At 41.7% G+C, this 17,058-nt stretch carries 15 protein-coding genes; 3 read left to right on the top strand and 12 right to left on the bottom strand.

Annotation, left to right across the window (positions count from 1 at the left end; genetic code table 11):
- Positions 1-31: 31 nt before the first annotated feature.
- The 5 genes from DFO72_RS18340 to hemE all read right to left on the bottom strand — a co-directional run bounded on the left by DFO72_RS18340 (position 32) and on the right by hemE (position 6,536).
- A complete protein-coding gene (locus tag DFO72_RS18340; protein WP_113883419.1) occupies positions 32-2,200 on the bottom strand; it encodes a YhgE/Pip domain-containing protein in 2,169 nt (722 codons plus the stop codon).
- Positions 2,201-2,273: 73 nt separating this feature from the next.
- Entirely contained in the window at positions 2,274-2,846 is a 573-nt protein-coding gene (locus tag DFO72_RS18335) for a TetR/AcrR family transcriptional regulator (protein ID WP_113883420.1), read from the bottom strand.
- Positions 2,847-2,960: 114 nt separating this feature from the next.
- Positions 2,961-4,400, bottom strand: a complete 1,440-nt coding sequence (gene hemY / locus DFO72_RS18330; RefSeq protein WP_113883421.1) for a protoporphyrinogen oxidase — start codon at positions 4,398-4,400, stop codon at positions 2,961-2,963.
- 30 nt (positions 4,401-4,430) lie between these two features.
- The gene (hemH, locus tag DFO72_RS18325) at positions 4,431-5,363 is read right to left on the bottom strand and encodes a ferrochelatase (protein WP_113883422.1); all 933 of its coding nucleotides are present in this window, start codon (positions 5,361-5,363) and stop codon (positions 4,431-4,433) included.
- Positions 5,364-5,489: 126 nt separating this feature from the next.
- Positions 5,490-6,536, bottom strand: a complete 1,047-nt coding sequence (gene hemE / locus DFO72_RS18320) for a uroporphyrinogen decarboxylase (RefSeq protein ID WP_113883423.1) — start codon at positions 6,534-6,536, stop codon at positions 5,490-5,492.
- A 290-nt stretch (positions 6,537-6,826) separates the two neighbouring features.
- On the opposite strand from hemE, the gene DFO72_RS18315 reads away from it, so the two are divergent.
- A complete protein-coding gene (locus tag DFO72_RS18315; RefSeq protein ID WP_113883424.1) occupies positions 6,827-7,336 on the top strand; it encodes an antibiotic biosynthesis monooxygenase family protein in 510 nt (169 codons plus the stop codon).
- Between the two features lie 34 nt (positions 7,337-7,370).
- Here DFO72_RS18315 and DFO72_RS18310 read toward each other — a convergent pair whose 3' ends face one another.
- The 3 genes from DFO72_RS18310 to liaF are packed head-to-tail and all read right to left on the bottom strand — an operon-like array spanning position 7,371 to position 9,883.
- A complete protein-coding gene (locus DFO72_RS18310) occupies positions 7,371-8,009 on the bottom strand; it encodes a response regulator transcription factor (RefSeq protein ID WP_113883425.1) in 639 nt (212 codons plus the stop codon).
- Complete coding sequence (locus DFO72_RS18305; RefSeq protein WP_113883426.1) at positions 8,006-9,052, bottom strand: sensor histidine kinase; 1,047 nt, start codon at positions 9,050-9,052, stop codon at positions 8,006-8,008. Before DFO72_RS18305 ends, DFO72_RS18310 begins: the two co-directional genes overlap by 4 nt.
- A gap of 6 nt (positions 9,053-9,058) precedes the next feature.
- Positions 9,059-9,883 (bottom strand): cell wall-active antibiotics response protein LiaF, encoded by an 825-nt coding sequence (gene liaF, locus DFO72_RS18300; protein WP_113883427.1) that lies wholly within the window; start codon positions 9,881-9,883, stop codon positions 9,059-9,061.
- 252 nt (positions 9,884-10,135) lie between these two features.
- Here liaF and DFO72_RS18295 point away from each other — a divergent pair, with 252 nt between their 5' ends.
- Positions 10,136-11,542 carry a hypothetical protein gene (locus tag DFO72_RS18295; protein ID WP_113883428.1) on the top strand — a complete coding sequence of 469 codons (1,407 nt, stop codon included), beginning with the start codon at positions 10,136-10,138 and terminating at the stop codon, positions 11,540-11,542.
- Between the two features lie 38 nt (positions 11,543-11,580).
- On the opposite strand, the gene DFO72_RS18290 is transcribed toward DFO72_RS18295, so the two are convergent.
- Positions 11,581-12,237, bottom strand: a complete 657-nt coding sequence (locus DFO72_RS18290) for a phosphatase PAP2 family protein (RefSeq protein ID WP_243856212.1) — start codon at positions 12,235-12,237, stop codon at positions 11,581-11,583.
- A 159-nt stretch (positions 12,238-12,396) separates the two neighbouring features.
- Between DFO72_RS18290 and DFO72_RS18285 the strand changes: the two genes are divergently transcribed.
- Positions 12,397-13,605 carry a M20 family metallopeptidase gene (locus DFO72_RS18285; protein WP_113883430.1) on the top strand — a complete coding sequence of 403 codons (1,209 nt, stop codon included), beginning with the start codon at positions 12,397-12,399 and terminating at the stop codon, positions 13,603-13,605.
- A gap of 197 nt (positions 13,606-13,802) precedes the next feature.
- Here the strand turns inward: DFO72_RS18285 and DFO72_RS18280 are convergent, their stop codons facing one another.
- From DFO72_RS18280 to DFO72_RS18270, 3 genes are all read right to left on the bottom strand, one after another.
- A complete protein-coding gene (locus tag DFO72_RS18280; protein ID WP_113883431.1) occupies positions 13,803-14,528 on the bottom strand; it encodes an EcsC family protein in 726 nt (241 codons plus the stop codon).
- Between the two features lie 63 nt (positions 14,529-14,591).
- Positions 14,592-15,812, bottom strand: a complete 1,221-nt coding sequence (locus DFO72_RS18275; RefSeq protein WP_113883432.1) for an ABC transporter permease — start codon at positions 15,810-15,812, stop codon at positions 14,592-14,594.
- Positions 15,805-16,545 (bottom strand): ABC transporter ATP-binding protein, encoded by a 741-nt coding sequence (locus DFO72_RS18270; protein WP_113883433.1) that lies wholly within the window; start codon positions 16,543-16,545, stop codon positions 15,805-15,807. The genes DFO72_RS18275 and DFO72_RS18270 overlap by 8 nt, the downstream gene beginning before the upstream one ends.
- Between the last annotated feature and the right edge of the window lie 513 nt (positions 16,546-17,058).

Below are 17,058 nucleotides of genomic sequence, written 5' to 3'. Positions count from 1 at the left end.
CCTGTGGGCTGGCTTTGTTTTTTGCTTATAATCAATCAGCCTGCCCTGCAGCAGCTGCAAATCTTTTCTTGTGCATGGCAGTAAAGTAAACAAAAGTTCCTGCAATGAACAGGGCAGCGAAACTCAATAGAATGACTGTATTCTCCCACATGAAATCAAAATTCCCGCTAGAAATAACAGCCTTTAGCCCGGAAACAGAATAGGTCATAGGCAAGTATGAACTGATTGGCTGAAGTGCATTAGGAATCAGCTCAAGCGGGAAAGTACCAGCACTTGTTGTCAGCTGGAGAATTAATATGATAATGGCAACAAACCTGCCAGGATCACCCATGACGGTGACAAAAAATTGAATTAGCGCTATGAACGTAAGGCTGGTTATGATGGTAAACAGAAGAAACAAAGGTACACTCTGCACTTCCAGGCCAAGTCCCAGCAATAGAATCATGGCTGCAATGAGACCCTGAATAACGCCTATTCCTGCAAGAATCCCAAACTTGCTTGCAAACCAGCTAAATCCTGACCGCGGTACGCCAGCCGGTTCACGAAGCGGGAATACAATAGAAAGAAGCAGAGCACCTACGAAAAGTCCAAGAGACAGAAAATAAGGCGCGAACCCCGTACCATAGTTAGGAACTTCAGTAATCTTCTCATTATCTATTTCTACCGGATTTGCCATCATATTATAAGTTTTATCGCTGGCATTTACAGATGAAGCATTTTCAGCGCCATCCGCTAATTTATTTGCTAACTCAGAAGATCCTTCATAAATTTGTGTATTACCTTCAGCTACTTTGCCTGCGCCATCTTCAAGCTGCTTTGTGCCATCTGCAAATGCTGCTGAACCTTGGGTCAGTTTGCCAAGGCCTCCTGACAAATCTGCTGCACCGCCTGATAGCCTGTCTGCTCCGGCTTGGGCTTCACCAAATTTCTGAGCAAATGTTTGCATCCCAGCACTGAAATCTTTATGGCCCTGTACTAGCTGCTGCGAACCAGCTTCCAGCTCGGATGCCCCTTGGGCTAGCTGATTTATTCCCTGCTGGAGCTGCAGCTGTCCTTCATTTAGCTGCCCCATTTTTTTGGACAATTCGGCTCCTCCCGCAGATAGTTTACCAGCTGACTCAGCAAGCTGGGCTGATCCAGCCTTCAGCTGGGCAAGCACAGTCTGAAGCTCAGCTTTTTCAGGAGATCCATCAGGAAGCTGCGAAATAAAGCCCTGCAGTTTTTGCTCTAAAAGAGCAGTGCCTCCACTGAGTTTTTGTGCCTCCGTTTGCCATTGTTCCAAAGATGAAGATAAGTTTTTCGATCCATTTTCCAGCTGCTCGGTTCCATCAATCATAACAGGAAGTTTTTCCTTTACTATAACAATCCCTTCTTTTGTTTGTGTAACACCTGCTGAAAGCTTTTGACTTCCAGATTCCAGCTGATCAGAAGCTTTACTTAATTCTGATTGGCCTTCAGCCAATTTCCCTAAACCCTCTGAAAGGGATTTAGCACCTTCTGACATTTCTTCTGAACCTTTTCTTGCTGAGCTTACACCATTATTGAACTCAATTGATTTATCGGCCAAAAGCGCCAGCTTCTCATGCAGCGTGTTAGAACCAACCTTTAAATCTGCAGCTCCTTCACTGATTTGAAAGGCCCCGTCACTTGCCTGTCCAATGCCATCTGCCAATTCCCCTACCTTATCGAACATTGTTTCAGCATATGTTTCAGTCACTTTTTCTGACAGAGACGCTTTTATTTTTTCCACAGCTGTTCCGCCAATTTGAGCTGATAAAAAATTGTAGCTCTCATTGGGAACGTAAATCAGGTTCATTTTCTCCGGATTGTCTTCCAGGAGAGTGGTTGCATTCTTGGAAAAATCCTTAGGGATTTCAACAAGCATATAATATTGCTGATCATTTAGATCTTTATATGCTTCCTCTTTATCAACAAATTGAAAATTAAAGTCCTTGCTTTCCTTTAATTTATCAACAAGATCATCGCCAAGATGCAAGTCATTACCTTCAAATGCAGCACCGGCATCCTCATTAACGATAGCAACAGGCAGGTCATCTAGATGATCGTATGGATCCCAAAATGCCCAAAGAAACATTCCGCTGTATAAAATAGGAATGAACATTACTGCGATAATAGGAATCAGCAGCTTTTTGTTTTTTATAATTGCTGAAAACTCCTTCAAGAAAAGTTTGTTTTTCATCGTAAATCCCTCCGTTATAACTTAATGACTAAATCCCTCATTTGGTCATTTTTCTGAAAAAATTTAGGACTATCTAATTCGATAATCCTTTCATAATGTATTGTTCAAACAGCATAGCTATTTTTTCTTTTTCCAAAGGTTCATGACGCTGCTCCCAATCAAATATGAGAGCAATATAAAGCTTCAGCATCACAAAAGATGTCAGCTCCGGATCGCATTCCCGGATTTCTCCTTTTTCAATCGCTTGTGCAACTTTTTCTTTTACATAATTTAATATCGCATCCTCTACTTTCCCAATTACCTCTGTAACAGCAGGAGTTCCCATTTCCTTTGCTTCCTGGAAAAGCTTGATGGTCAGCTGATGTTTCATGCGGAATTCAAGTATTTTATACAATCCCCGATGAACGTTTTTATGAAAAGGCAAAGAAGGATCAAGCGCTTCATCAGCTGCGCTTTTCATTTCCACGATGAGCGTATGGATAATTTCATCAAACAGCTCTTCTTTATTTTTAAAGAAATTATAAATAGTGCCTTTTCCTACATTTGCAAGCTTTGCAACCTGATCCATAGTGGTTGCTTTATATCCAAACAGAGAAAATGATTTAGTGGCCGCCTCAATAATTTGCTGTTTCCGATCTGCTGACATGAACTCACCTCATTAGGAAATGACTAAATGAACAATTTGGTCATTAGTACAAAAAGTAATTTATCATACTCCAAATGAAAAAGCAACCTGAAATGATGCCAATATAAAAAGCTGTCACACACGGACAGCTTTTTGCTTGTTGCTTTTCAAGTATTCAACTGTATTTCGAACTGCCTCTTCTGCCTGATCTATGCAGTCAGGAACGCCAAGACCTTCAAATGAACTTCCTGCCAGAAAAATGCCCGGCAGCTTTTCCTGTGCCTGCTTCTTTGCCAGCCCGACTCGTTCTTTATGTCCTACAGTATACTGTGGCATTGAATCCTTCCATCTTGTTACATAAACAAAGTCCGGAATCATTTTAATATTCATCGTTTTATTTAAATCATCAAGTACAACTTTAACAATTTGATCATCTGAGAGATCCACCACTGCTTCATCGCCGGCTTTGCCAACGTAACAGCGCAGAAGCACTTTTCCTTTTGGGGTCGAATGGGGCCATTTCTTATGTGTCCAGGTACATGCAGTAATGGTGAAATCACTATGGCGTGAAACAACAAAACCGGTTCCGTCAATATCCCTTTCAATCGCTTCCTCCGGAAAAGCCAGCGCTACAGTTGCCACAGAAGTGGACGGCATGTCTTTGAATTGCTCAAAAAGTCCCCAGCCAGAGAAAATGCTACACAGAGCATGGTGGGGAACAGCCATAACCATGCAATCTGCCTGAAGGTTTTCTCCGCCATTCATTTCAATTGTATAGCTTCTGCCAGTCTTCTTGATCGATTCAATTCGATGGCCTTTCAGTACAGTTCCAGGTTCAAGCTTGTTCTCTAGGGCATCGACAAGCGATTGAAGCCCCGATTTGAAAGTAAGGAACATCCCCTCTTTGCTCTTGCCGTTTGCGGCCTGTTTTGGCTGAGAGCCTGTGGACTTTTTCATTCCCAGAATTAAACTTCTATACTTCTGCTCAACCTGATAAAACTGCGGGAAAGTGGCCATAAGGCTTAATTGATCAATATCGCCAGCATATATGCCAGAAAGAAGCGGATCAATCAAATTATCGACGACTTCGTCACCAAGCCTTCTTCTAAAAAAGGCACCCAGTGACTGATCATGGGAAGGATTGGAGCGCGGCAGCACAAAATCTGCCGCAGCTCTTGCCTTCCCTGCGGGAGAGAATAAGCCGGTTGTAATAAAGGGAGCAATTTGGGTAGGGATGCCCATGATTGATCCGCCCGGCATTGGAAATAGACGCTGTCTTGCAAGCACAAAGGACTTACCGGTTGTATTTCTCACAAGCTCTTTTTCCATCCCTGCTTCCTTGGCAAGCCGGGACGCACTTTGTTTACGGGCCAAAAAGGAATCTGGCCCTCTTTCGATTACAAAACCGTCCCGTGTTATTGTTTGAATCTTGCCGCCAAGTCGATGTGAAGCTTCTATGAGCTTTACATCCAGGGCCATTCCTTTTTCTTTGGCTTCCTTCTGCAGATAGTAAGCTGCAGCAAGACCAGTAATTCCTCCTCCGGCAATAACAATTTTCTGTCTCTCTCCCTGCACGGTAAATCGCCTTCTTTTCTAATTTTTTGCTTATCTATTCAGCAATTTAAAAATGGCATCTGACATCGCATCAATAAACTCTGGCTTAGAATTTGGCATTTCGGGACGGTAATAGCTTGCACCAAGCTCATCAGTGACAACTTTGCATTCATAGTCATTGTCGTACAGCACTTCAAGATGATCTGACACAAAACCTACAGGAGTATAAACAAATGCCTTGTAGCCCTTGTTTTCAAAAAGGTCTCTTGTCAAATCCTGTACATCAGGGCCAAGCCAAGGCTCAGGTGTGTTTCCTGCACTTTGCCAGCCAACGGCATAGTTTTTGACATCAGCCTGTTCGGCAATGAGGTCAGCTGTTTCCTGCAGCTGATGCGGATATGGATCCCCTGATTTCAGAATTTTCTCCGGCAAACTATGCGCAGAAACAATTAACACTGCAGAATCTTTTTCTTCAGCAGGCATTTTATCGAAGGTTTCCTTTACGCGATCGGCCCAATATTTGATAAACTTAGGCTCTTTGTACCAGCTTTCAACTGATTTTATTACAGGACCGCCAAGCTTCTCAGCCTCTTCTTTGGCTCTGCCGTTATATGATTTTACACTAAAGGTTGAGAAATGAGGTGCAAGAACAATGCTGACAGCCTCTTCAATCCCATCCTCATGCATTTGTTTAACCGCATCTTCTACGAAAGGTTCAATATGTTTTAATCCTAAATACATTTTGAATTCATAATCGTCCTGAATTTCATTTAAATGCTGTTCAAGTTTTTCAGCCTGATCTATAGTAATTTCTGCAAGAGGAGATATTCCGCCAATCGCTTCATATCTGCTTCTTAAATCTTCAAGCATTTCCTCCGAAGGCTTTCTTCCCCTGCGGATATGTGTATAGTAACGCTCAATGTCTTCTTCCTTATAGGGAGTTCCATAAGCCATTACAAGTAAACCAACTGTCTTTTTACCCATGTCTTCCACCTCAAATAGTTTTGTCTCCAGTCCTTATTGTGCCAAAAATTAAATTGATTACCAAAACTAATGCTCAAGCAATGTGCCAAACCGTTTGCCAGACATTGCATAAGGCCGTCTAAAAGGTTACTTGTTTAGTTTGGAAGCAGAGTACTCATGAATGAAAGCAGTTAATTTCTTTAATGTGTCCGGATTAACCTCCGGGAAAACACCATGCCCAAGATTAAATATATAACCAGGCTGGGCCATTCCCTGATCGAGAATAGCTTTTGCTTTTTCCTCTATAACCTCCCATGGTGCGAGGAGAATAGCCGGATCAAGATTGCCCTGGACTGTTTTGGTGATGCCTTTTGCCCTTGCTTCCTGAATCGGAAGTCTCCAATCCAGCCCCACTACATCAAGCGGCAGATCATGCCACTCCATAGCCAGGTGGCTAGCGCCAACTCCGAACATAATCAGCGGGACATTCTCTTCTTTTAAGGCAGAGAAAATGCGATTCATTGCTGGCTTAATAAAATAGCGGTAATCCTCCACATTTAAGGCGCCAACCCATGAATCGAAAATCTGGATGGCTTTTGCACCTGCTTTGACCTGGGATTTCACATATGTAATAGTCATTTCCCCAAGCTTGTCCATTAAAGCAAACCAGGCTTTAGGTTCTGCATACATAAATGCTTTCGTTTTGTTGTAATTCTTTGATGGCCCGCCTTCAATCATATAACTGGCAAGAGTAAATGGAGCCCCTGCAAAACCGATTAGTGGCACAGTCAGCTGTTCTTGAGTAAGAAGCTTAATAGTCTCCAGGACATATGGAACGTCCTCTTCCGGATTGATTTCCCCAAGCTTCTCTACATCCCCTATGGAACTGATTGGATTTGAAATAACAGGGCCGATTCCTGATTTAATTTCCACATCAACCCCAATGGCAGGAAGCGGTGACATAATATCTTTATAAAGAATGGCAGCATCATTGTTATATTGCTCTACCGGCAGCCTTGTAACATAGGCACAAAGCTCAGGCTGGTGTGTAATTTCAAATAGGGAATATTTTTCTTTTATCGCTCTATATTCCGGCTGCGAGCGGCCAGCCTGGCGCATATACCAAACAGGAACATAATCTGTCTGTTCCCCCCTAGCCGCCTTCAGAAATGTATCATTAAATGAGTTTGTCATTAAATTTTATCCACCTTTCAAGACTTGTCTGCGTATAATTGTAATATATATATACCAAAATTAGAAATCGCCAGTATCTATCCTTTATGACTATATCCTGTTTTCTCTGTTTTTGTATAGATTTGAAGGCTAAATGTCAAAAAATTGACGTTTTTAACTGTCTAAATGAGGGAAAATTAAAGATTGTAAGGATATTAGCACATTAAAAATTTCAATTTATGAATGAAGTGTTTATAATGAATTTCCTTTCAAAAAACACTATAAAACTTTTCCAAGTGGAGTGAGAAAAAATGAAGATTTATATGGCCAGAGGAACTTACGATTTTTTGAAAAAAATTGAGGAAAAGCACTCCGATGAAAATATGGTTACAATGCAGAATACAGAGAGCGCCTTATTAATCCATGAAACAGCAGGAACCTCCATTTTTAAAGAACCCCGTTCCTATGAAGTAATTGATTCTGCCGGGGTATTCACGGATGCAGGGTTTGCAGTTCTGAACAATATACCTGTTACAGATGAAGGCAGGCCGCTTTTTGAGCACCGATTTAAAAACAGGGCAGGGCTTATTGAAAATGAACCGGGTTTTGCGGCCATCCGGGTTTTGCGGCCTCTTGAATCAAACACATATATCATTCTAACATTATGGCGGGATGAAAAATCCTTTAAGAATTGGCAGAATTCCAAAGCATATGAAAAAGCACATGAAAAACGCGGGACGGAAAGCGGCATCGATAAGACACCGAATATATTCTCCAGCCCTTCATATGCGACCCAATTTTATATCCCTGAAGAGGAGTAATAGAAAAGGATGGGCTGCAGCGGCTCATCCTTCTTTATGCCTGCTTTTTAATTATACCATTTCGATTGGCATAAACTGCTGCCTGTGTACGGTCAGTAACGCCCAGTTTACCGAGGATATTGCTTACGTGTGTTTTGACTGTTTTGATGCCAATGAACAATTCTTTACTTATTTCCTGGTTTGTCATCCCTTCCCCAATGCAGAGCAGGACATCAAACTCCCTTTCCGTTAAATCATCATGAGGCTTTTTTTCTTTTTCTCTAAAACGGCTAACCATTTTCCCTGCAACCTTTGATTCAATAACGGGCTCTCCTTGTGCAGCTTTCTTAATTGCATTCACAACCTCGGCCGCATTTGCTGTCTTAAGCATATAGCTGAACGCACCCGCTTCAATTGCCGGGAAAACTTGTTCATCATCGTAATAACTGGTTATAATTATAATTTTGCATCCAGGATAGCTTTTTAAAATCTCCCTTGTCGCTTCAATTCCGTTCCCATTTTCCATAAGAAGATCCATCAGAACGATTTCCGGCCGTTCTTTGAGTACTAGCTTTACAGCTTCACTTCCGCTTTCTGCTTCCCCAATCACCTCTATGCCAGCTTCCGTTGCCAAATAAGAAATAATCCCCTTTCTTACCATTTCATGGTCATCCACTACAGCAACCCTGATCATTTCAGCCTCTCTCCTTTTGCCGGAATTTTAATATCTATATAGGTTCCTTCGTTTTTCTTAGAACGTATCTTGAATATTCCGCCAACTTCTTCGCAACGTTCCCTCATTGTCTTCAGCCCATAGGAGGTTATCCTCTCTTTATGAGGATTAAAACCTTTTCCATTATCAGCAATAAAAAGATAAATGTAATCGTCTTCTTCCGTTAAGGTAATTTTTATATTCCCTGCATCAGCATGGCGTAGCACATTGGATAGGGCTTCCTGCACAATCCGAAACAAATGCTCTTCTGCTGCTTTCGAAAGATTTTCGATCTCATCAATGCTTGCGTGAAAATCGATGTTTGTCTTTGCCTTTAACTCCTGTATCAGCTTAATAATTCCATCGCATAGCCTGTCATCACTCAGCTGCACAGGCCTCAAATGGAGCAGAAGCGCCCTCATTTCCCCCTGCGCTTTCGCTGCGATGTCAGAGATTTCATTTAACTGCTCCCTTGCTTTATCACTATCCAAATCAAAAACTCTCAGGGCAGCAGAAGACATCATACTCAAAGCGAAAAGCTGCTGGCTCACTACATCATGCAGATCCCTTGCCAGGCGCTGTCTTTCTTCCATCACAGCAGCAGAATGGGCTGTTTGTGCCAGGAAAGACTTTTCATCAGCAAGGCGCTGCATGGAAAAAACCTGCTCCTGGATATTTTCCGCCAGCTGATTCAGTTCATCTGAAATTAACCCAATCTCATCTTTTTCATAAGATTCCATCCGATCAGCATACTTGCCGCTCCTTAATGTTGAAACAAATAATAAAATATCACCGAGCCTGCCTTTAATTAAGTAGCTGCCCTTGAGCCCAAAGTAGGCTCCTGTAAGCAGTAAAATGGTTAAAGCATACAAAAAAAGCCAGAAGGTGCTCTTTATCGTCATTGGCGATACAGGATTATAAAATAGATACACCTGTAATCCGACAAAAAAGATTAATGAACTTATAATGGCCATCATAATAAAACTCTGTACAAACCAATACCTGATTCCGGTTTTTCTCATCATATACACCTATACTTTATCGATCCGGATGGATCCAATTTTTACTTGTACAGCGATTCTCAGCTTTCTTGATGCTTCATCATATCCGGGTGACTTATATTGAAGACTGCGGTTAATGTCACCTGTCTTTTGATCAAAAATGCGAATGTCTCCTATATTAATATTTGACTGGATCATCACCGGAATGTTTTCAGGGATAATCATTTTTACATCCCCAATCCACCCTCTTACAATGACAGGTGTCTCTTTCTCCGGGATGAAAGCCTTGCTGAAATCAATAAAATAATCACCGATCATTGTATATAAATCCATTGGCTCCAGAGACCAATTTGGCTGTTTAAAATCCACATCGCCAATCGAAAAACCTCTTATATTTTTAAGCGGCTGCGGGCTTTCGTATTTTGAGATATTAATAACCTTTTTCTCCGCTGCTCCTTTGTTTTTTTCATATATATCCGCTGGGAAATCCTGTTCAAAATGAATCTTCAAACGATCTCGTTTCAATAAAATATTAATGCCGAAAAAAATAAGAAACAGGGGCCAGAGTTTCCATATTTCCATAAACCTAAATTCAATTACTTCGAAACGATCAAGGATTAATAGAAATGAAAATACTATTAGAAATAACCCGGGAAACATTCCGCTCCGGCTTTTCTTCAACATATATGACAGCAGGTAATGGCATCCTGCAGCCAATAGAATATAGGGGTAAATTACGACAAATACCTCTTTTATTTCCAAGGAAATGACACCTATGTTCATAAGGAGAAGCAAAACTCCAATTGCTGATAAAGTTACCGCGAAGATTATCTGATTAACTGACCTGTATCTCATAGGCGTTCCCTTCCTTCTTTTCTCCTATTCTTGTATTCGCTAAAATAGAAACCTTTTCCTCCAACATATTCATTTTATCACTCTGCTATTTTACCGAAACATTCCACAGAGTGGTTCAGCCTCAGCCTTCGGACGGATGCAATCCATATCACCATTTAATTCTTTCCATCATATTCTGTACTACATTCCAAATCGGGTGATTCGCCTAAATCGGGGCTTCTCTTATGGAATTATGAAAGGGGGAAATTATAAATGGGAGTTGAACTAACAGTCATCCATTGGATTTATGTTCTTTTTATTCTGTTTATTATTGGTTTCATGATTATGAGGAGAGATACAACCCTTGTCTGTATTGCAGGCATCTTTTTAATTGCCATAACGGCTACCGGCTCCTTAAGCAGTTCAGTCAGCAGTATTTTTACCAGTTTTATATTTGCCATTACAGAACTCCTTTCCACTATACTGGTCATTTCGATAATCGTCGCCATGAGCCGGATACTGACCATAACGGGAATAAATGATGTCATGATCTCTCCTTTTACCAAATTAATCAGAACACCTGCACTTGCTTATTGGACTATTGGGATTTTGATGATGGTCATATCATGGTTTTTTTGGCCATCTCCTGCAGTTGCATTAATGGGCGCAGTACTTCTTCCAGTAGCCATTCGGGTTGGATTGCCTGCATTGGGAGTGGCAATGGCCATGAACCTGTTCGGGCACGGCATTGCACTATCTGGGGATTTTATAATCCAGGCTGCACCGAAGTTAACTGCCGATGCAGCCGGGCTTCCTGTCGGGGAAGTCATATCAGCCAGTATTCCGCTTGTTATTATCATGGGAGCAGTGACAACTATTACAGCTTTTTATCTTATAAAGAGAGACATGAAAAGCGGAAAGCTGACTGCAGCAACAGGACTCACCGTGGATACCCCGGCCGAACTTCAGTCTGACGCCAGTCAACAAGATTTGCTATCACTTAATCAAAAGCGTTTTTTTGCCCTATTCATTCCTGTTTTATTTGCTGCTGATGTTGCTGCCATGTTTGCACTGGACCTCCAGGGCGGTGACGCAACAGCTTTAGTAGGCGGGACATCGATTTTCATCCTTCTGATAATTACGCTCTCTGCACACCGCAATAAAGGTCTTGAAAAAACAACTGGCTATTTAGTTGAAGGCTTCCAATTTGGTTTTAGGGTATTTGGCCCTGTAATTCCAATTGCTGCTTTCTTTTATCTGGGGGACGCTGGATTTACACAAATGATAGGAGACTTTCTGCCAAAAAACTCTCATGGAATCGTTAATGACCTTGGAGTTGGCCTGGCTTCGGCTGTACCTTTAAGCAAAGAAGTAGGTGCCATTACATTAACAGTGGTTGGCGCCATTACCGGCCTGGATGGATCTGGTTTTTCCGGCATATCTCTTGCCGGCTCGATTGCAAGCTTGTTCGCAGCAGCCATAGGCACAGGTGCGGCAACCCTAACAGCTCTAGGCCAGGTAGCCGGAATCTGGGTAGGCGGCGGTACGCTTGTTCCTTGGGCCCTCATCCCTGCAGCAGCCATCTGTAATGTAGACGCTTTTGAACTGGCTCGGAGGAATTTGCTTCCGGTAACAATTGGTTTAATTGTGACAACTATTGCAGCCATGTTCCTCCTTTAAAAGCAGCAAAGAGACTATCTGCGATAGTCTCTTTGCTTTTATGCCGATTCTCTCTTGTGTGAATTTCTTCTGAACATTGACTTTAGTGCTGCGTAAAGTGAAATCGAAATAAATACCCAAATATATCCTGCTGCAAATCCCGCTGCAATATCTGACGGATAATGTACCCCCATCACAATCCGGCTGATTCCCATTAGAAAAATCCATATGCCAGCTAAAATCGCCGTCACCCATTTGGCAGGCTTGGACTTTATTTCGTTAATGATAAAATAGGCGATAACCGTATACAGGATCATCCCAATCATAGCGTGTCCGCTCGGAAAGCTGAGACTCTCCACATCAACCAGATGTTCCTGATCAGGACGCGGCCTGCCAATAGCCTCTTTAAGCCACTTATTTACCTCATTTCCCGCTGCAACAGCAAAAACAACTGATGCCATCGCTTCAAAATTCCTATATTTAAACAAAAGTATCAATAAGAATGCCAATGTGATGATTCCAACACCGGCTTTATCCCCCAAACTGTCCATAGCTTCAAAAAATGGATAGGTATTTTCTGAAAACAAACCTGTAAAAAACTTTGAAAAATAACGATCAAATTCCAGGGATGTTCCGATATTAACAGAAGCCAAAAAATAAAGAAAAACTGCCGCTGATACAGCCAGGCAAAAATATGCCCATTTAGATTTATGCATTTCCAATCTTACTAATACCTCCCATTTAGCCTTTTAATTTATAGTATCATCTCTTCTTCACTTGTATTATGTTAAGTTTGAGAAAAAAAGAATTTCTCCTTTAACCTATTAAAGAATGTTATAATAATGAAAAAAATTATACAGATAGGAGAGGGAATCATGTCCGAAACATTATTTAAAAAACTGGAAAACTATTACGATGAAATGGTCTCCATCCGCCGCTATCTTCACCAGAACCCTGAAGTATCTTTTAAGGAAGAAAAGACGGCTCACTATATCAAAACCTATTATGAAAATCTGGGGATTGAAGTCCGGGGGCAAGTAGGAGGAAATGGAGTTGTTGCTAAGATCCATGGCAGCAAACCAGGAAAAACCATCGCTTTAAGAGCCGACTTTGATGCACTTCCTATCCAAGATGAAAAGGATGTCCCATATAAATCATTGGTACCAGGTGTTATGCATGCTTGCGGACATGATGGGCACACAGCAACTTTGCTTGTGCTGGCAAAGGCACTCAATGAACTTTCCGGCGAATTAGAAGGTACATATGTCATGATTCACCAGCACGCCGAGGAATATGCCCCAGGCGGAGCGAAATCGATGATCGCAGATGGCTGCCTTGAGGGAGTCGACGCCATTTTTGGAACTCACCTATGGGCATCCGAACCAACAGGGAAAATTCAATATCGAGTCGGTCCATTTATGGCGGCAGCAGACAGATTTGAAGTTTCCATACAAGGAAAAGGCGGACATGGAGCACAGCCTCACAAAACAAAGGATGCTATTGTAACTGCGGCCCAGCTGGTCGTCAATCTCCAGCAAATTGTCAGCAGAAAAGTAAATCCCATTGATTCTGCAGTTGTAACAGTTGGATCCTTCGTAGCTGATAACGCATTTAATGTAATTGCCGATAGAGCAAAATTGGTCGGTACTGTCCGCACATTTAACGAAGTCGTCCGTAATAATATCGAAGCGGAAATCGAGCGTATAGTAAAAGGAACATGCTACACAGCAGACAGTGCATATGAGTATCAATTCCATAGAGGCTACCCTGCTGTTGTGAATCATAGAAAAGAAACCGAATACCTGGCTGAGCTGGCAGGGAAAATTAACGAAGTCAAATTGGTTGAAGAGACAGACCCTGAAATGGGCGGCGAAGATTTTGCCTACTATCTGCAGCATGTAAAAGGCACCTTCTTCTTTACAGGTGCAAGACCGGAAAACACAGTTGAAAATTACCCGCATCATCATCCAAAGTTTGATATCGATGAAAAAGCGATGCTGATCGCAGCCAAAACATTGGGAACAGCAGCTTTAAACTATCATAGTTTTTATGAAAGCAAGGATTCTGTTGAGGTAAGGTCGTAAGAGGAAATATGAGATTGGGCCAGGCGACTGGCCCATTTTTTGTGGTGGTGTGGACCTTTTTATCAGCGGATTTTATGTTTGGCGCTAAAACCATTTTTATTTGCTCAATCAATTTCTCTTTTACCGGATACCTCGGACAAATTGGTGCAATTAACTCACTTGCCTCAATCAAAAATTGCAAAAAAACTGCCCCAGGCCTAATCAGGCCTCGGGGCTGTCTTTAATATCCGCAGACGATAAGCATTTTTTGCGGTTTCTCCTAAATGGTCAAGCAAATTATAGTTAGCATACGCTCCAACAGCAGCACCTATACCGGGCACCAGCTGGAGCATCTTAACGAAGTCTATATAATCACGGTATTCCTGCTGAAATACCTTCCAGTCCATGTCAGCCAATGCTTCCTTCCTGTCATCCCATTCTTCAATCAGCTTCAGTGTTTCTTTCCTTTTGTCATCACTGGAAAATGCGAGCTGAAAGACGTGCAGGAGAAACAGGCGCTCTTCATAATCATTTGTATCAAATCCATATATGGCTGCAGCTTCAAAAAGAAATTTCATCTTTATGCTCAGCAGTAAAGGAAAATCAGCCAGGCCAAGGAAAATTCCACCTGCCCCGGTCCCGGCACCTTCAACCGCAGCTGTTTTGCGGTAGGTCGAAACCTTGTCTTCTAGCATGTGATCCATTACTTCAAGTCCGCGGCTCGCAGATTGCTTTTTTCTGGTCGTTGCATTTGATCCAATCAAGGTTGCCTTCACCATATTTTTTATGCTGTCTGTAATAATTTGATGAGCTTTTTCGGGTATTATACTATTTACCTTTGTTTGAGCTTTTTTGGAAAGGCGATTCAGCATACTGGAACGCTTGTTTATTCGCCTCTTCCACTCTTCAATTTCGTGATACGCTTTTAATTCATATTCCCTCATTTTCATACCTGCCTTCATTCAGGATGACTATATATACGTATGCAAGACAGCAATGGTTTCATTTTATGTCCTGCTGCCCGCCAGCCGTTTCTGAATATAGAAATGAGTATAAGCATATGCAAATAGAATCCCTAATGCCAAAGACAGCAGTGATGCCATCCAGCCGCCATTTGCCAGGACAGCCAGCGATAAGAGGAGTGCCTGAACATATAGGATGCCTGTAAGCAGCTGTTTGAAGGACTTCTCCTTTATGTCCCATTTAACCGGGTATAAATTCACCCACAGCTTATCCTGATGATGATTCCATAAAGGCAGGAGCTGAAAGCCTGTTAAGTACATGAAGAGCGGTACAAGCAGTATTTGTCCCATTCCATACGAGATTAAATAAATCGCTCCAGCACCAATGAACGTTAAACGAATGAATATACCGAAGTAATCACCAGAACGGAGAAACGTTCTAACAAAAAGGTTTTTAAAAGTCGCTTCCTGTTTGAAAGGAATGCCTGCCATCAGCCAATCAAGCCATTTCCGCCTTTTTACGCGATCTTTCAGCTTCGGAACATCTGTAAACATATTGGCAAGCCTGTAGAAAGAAGTCATTCTCCTCTCTTCTTGTTCAATCAAAATCTCCCATTTTAGTCCTTTATCCCTGGATTTCATGCTGAAGAACAAGTATAACAGAATCAGCAGCACGCCTGCCGCCAGCATAAAAATGATGGAGGCACCGCTAAAAAGGAAATATAGAAAAACAGCGTTTACTGAATAACGGACACATGCATCCAGGATATGTACGCTTGTTTCGATGTAATATTGAATCTTCCAGCGGATCAGCAAATTGATAATTTTTAACGACAGCAGGATAAGCAGAAAAGGTAAAAACGTATTAAAATTGCCATCATTCACTCTGGCATACAAGGGCATAAAAATTCCCAGCCCCATTACCAGGATGTATGCATGCACCAAAAAGCTGACTGCCAGCGAACGTCTAAAATAACCTGAAAGCCTATCTTCAAGCGGCAGAAGAAAAATTTTGTCTGCCTCAGAAAAAAATGTATAAATCGGGCTGTATGTAACCAGAAGAGCTAAAATAATTGCCATTACCGCTGCAGCAGGAAAGTGATTGGGAAGCGTCTTTATCCACTCCTGATAATAAAAAGCGGCAGTGCCCAGAAGAAACACCATGACAATGACAATATGGCCATTAAAAATATAACGCAGATAGCGGGAAAGCTCTTTGACTGTCCTCCCGAATCTCTCCTTCCATAACTGTTTTTCATCAAACATAATCTTCTTCCTTTGTGAGCTGGATATATAAATCATCAAGAGTTGCTCCCGGCATAGCAAATTGCTGCTGCAGCTCTGCTAAAGTCCCCTTTGCCCTTACTTTTCCTTCATGCAAAATCACAAAACGATCACAATATCTTTCAGCAGTTGCCAGTATATGGGTGGACATAAGAATGCCTGCACCGCTTTCTTTCATTTTTTTCATCAAATCAAGAAGTGATTGAATACCCAGCGGGTCAAGACCTACAAACGGTTCATCAACTATGTATAATGACGGCTGCACCAGAAAGGCGCACATAATCATTACCTTCTGTTTCATCCCTTTAGAAAAATGGGCAGGAAACCACTTCAGTCTTTTTTCCATTCTGAATTCCTTTAGGAGTGTCGCCACTCTTGATTTATAGTCTGCTTCAGGCAGGCCGTATGCCATGGCTGTTAGTCGCAGGTGTTCTTCCAGTGTTAATTCATCATATAATATCGGCGTTTCCGGAACAAAGGTGAATTGCTTGCGGTACCCTTCCTTATCCTTAAGGAATTGCATGCTATTGATCGTAATTTCGCCTTCCTTCGGTTCCATTAAACCAATTGCATGTTTGATTGTCGTACTTTTTCCGGCTCCGTTAAGACCGATCAGGCCGACAATTTCTTTTTCTGCCACATCAAAGGAGACATCCTTCAAAACCGGGTTTCTTGTATAGCCGCCGGTAACGTTTTTAATTTCGAGCAGCGCCATTTTCAACGTCCTTCCTACTATATATGTAAGACCATTGTAAAAAAAGCCAAAGGATATTGTCCAGTTTGGGGAAAATCCCTGCATATAAATCCCGAATCCGGACATTCTAATCTTTGAAGGGGAAACAAATCATTTGAACAACATTCAGATGATCAAAACTTGAAATGAGGTGTCTGTCGCAGACAGTTTCCTTTCAGTATAAGCTTCAAACGTTCCTAATAGGGGGATGGTTGCATTGCATATGAAACCTGATGATCTTAAACACTTGATCGCTTCACCCGAAAGTGGTCACTAAGTCATTTTATAAATGAGGTGTTTGTTAAAGACTATCATCCATGCTTTATACGCCCGTGAATGCATATAAAGAAATAAGGGGATGGTCCGATTGAACAAAGATCGAATTTCTCTAGATATAAACACAATTCATTCATAAATGAGGTGTTTGTTAAAGAGAATTTACCTGAAGTAGAAACGTTCCAATAGAAGCTTCCCCTTCACCGAAGGCAGGATTCC

The sequence above is a fragment of the Cytobacillus oceanisediminis genome, assembly GCF_004366035.1.
Taxonomy (GTDB): Bacteria; Bacillota; Bacilli; order Bacillales; family Cytobacillaceae; genus Cytobacillus; species Cytobacillus oceanisediminis_C.
The sequence above is the reverse complement of the archived record's forward strand: the minus strand, read 5'-3'. Positions and strand labels throughout refer to the sequence as shown.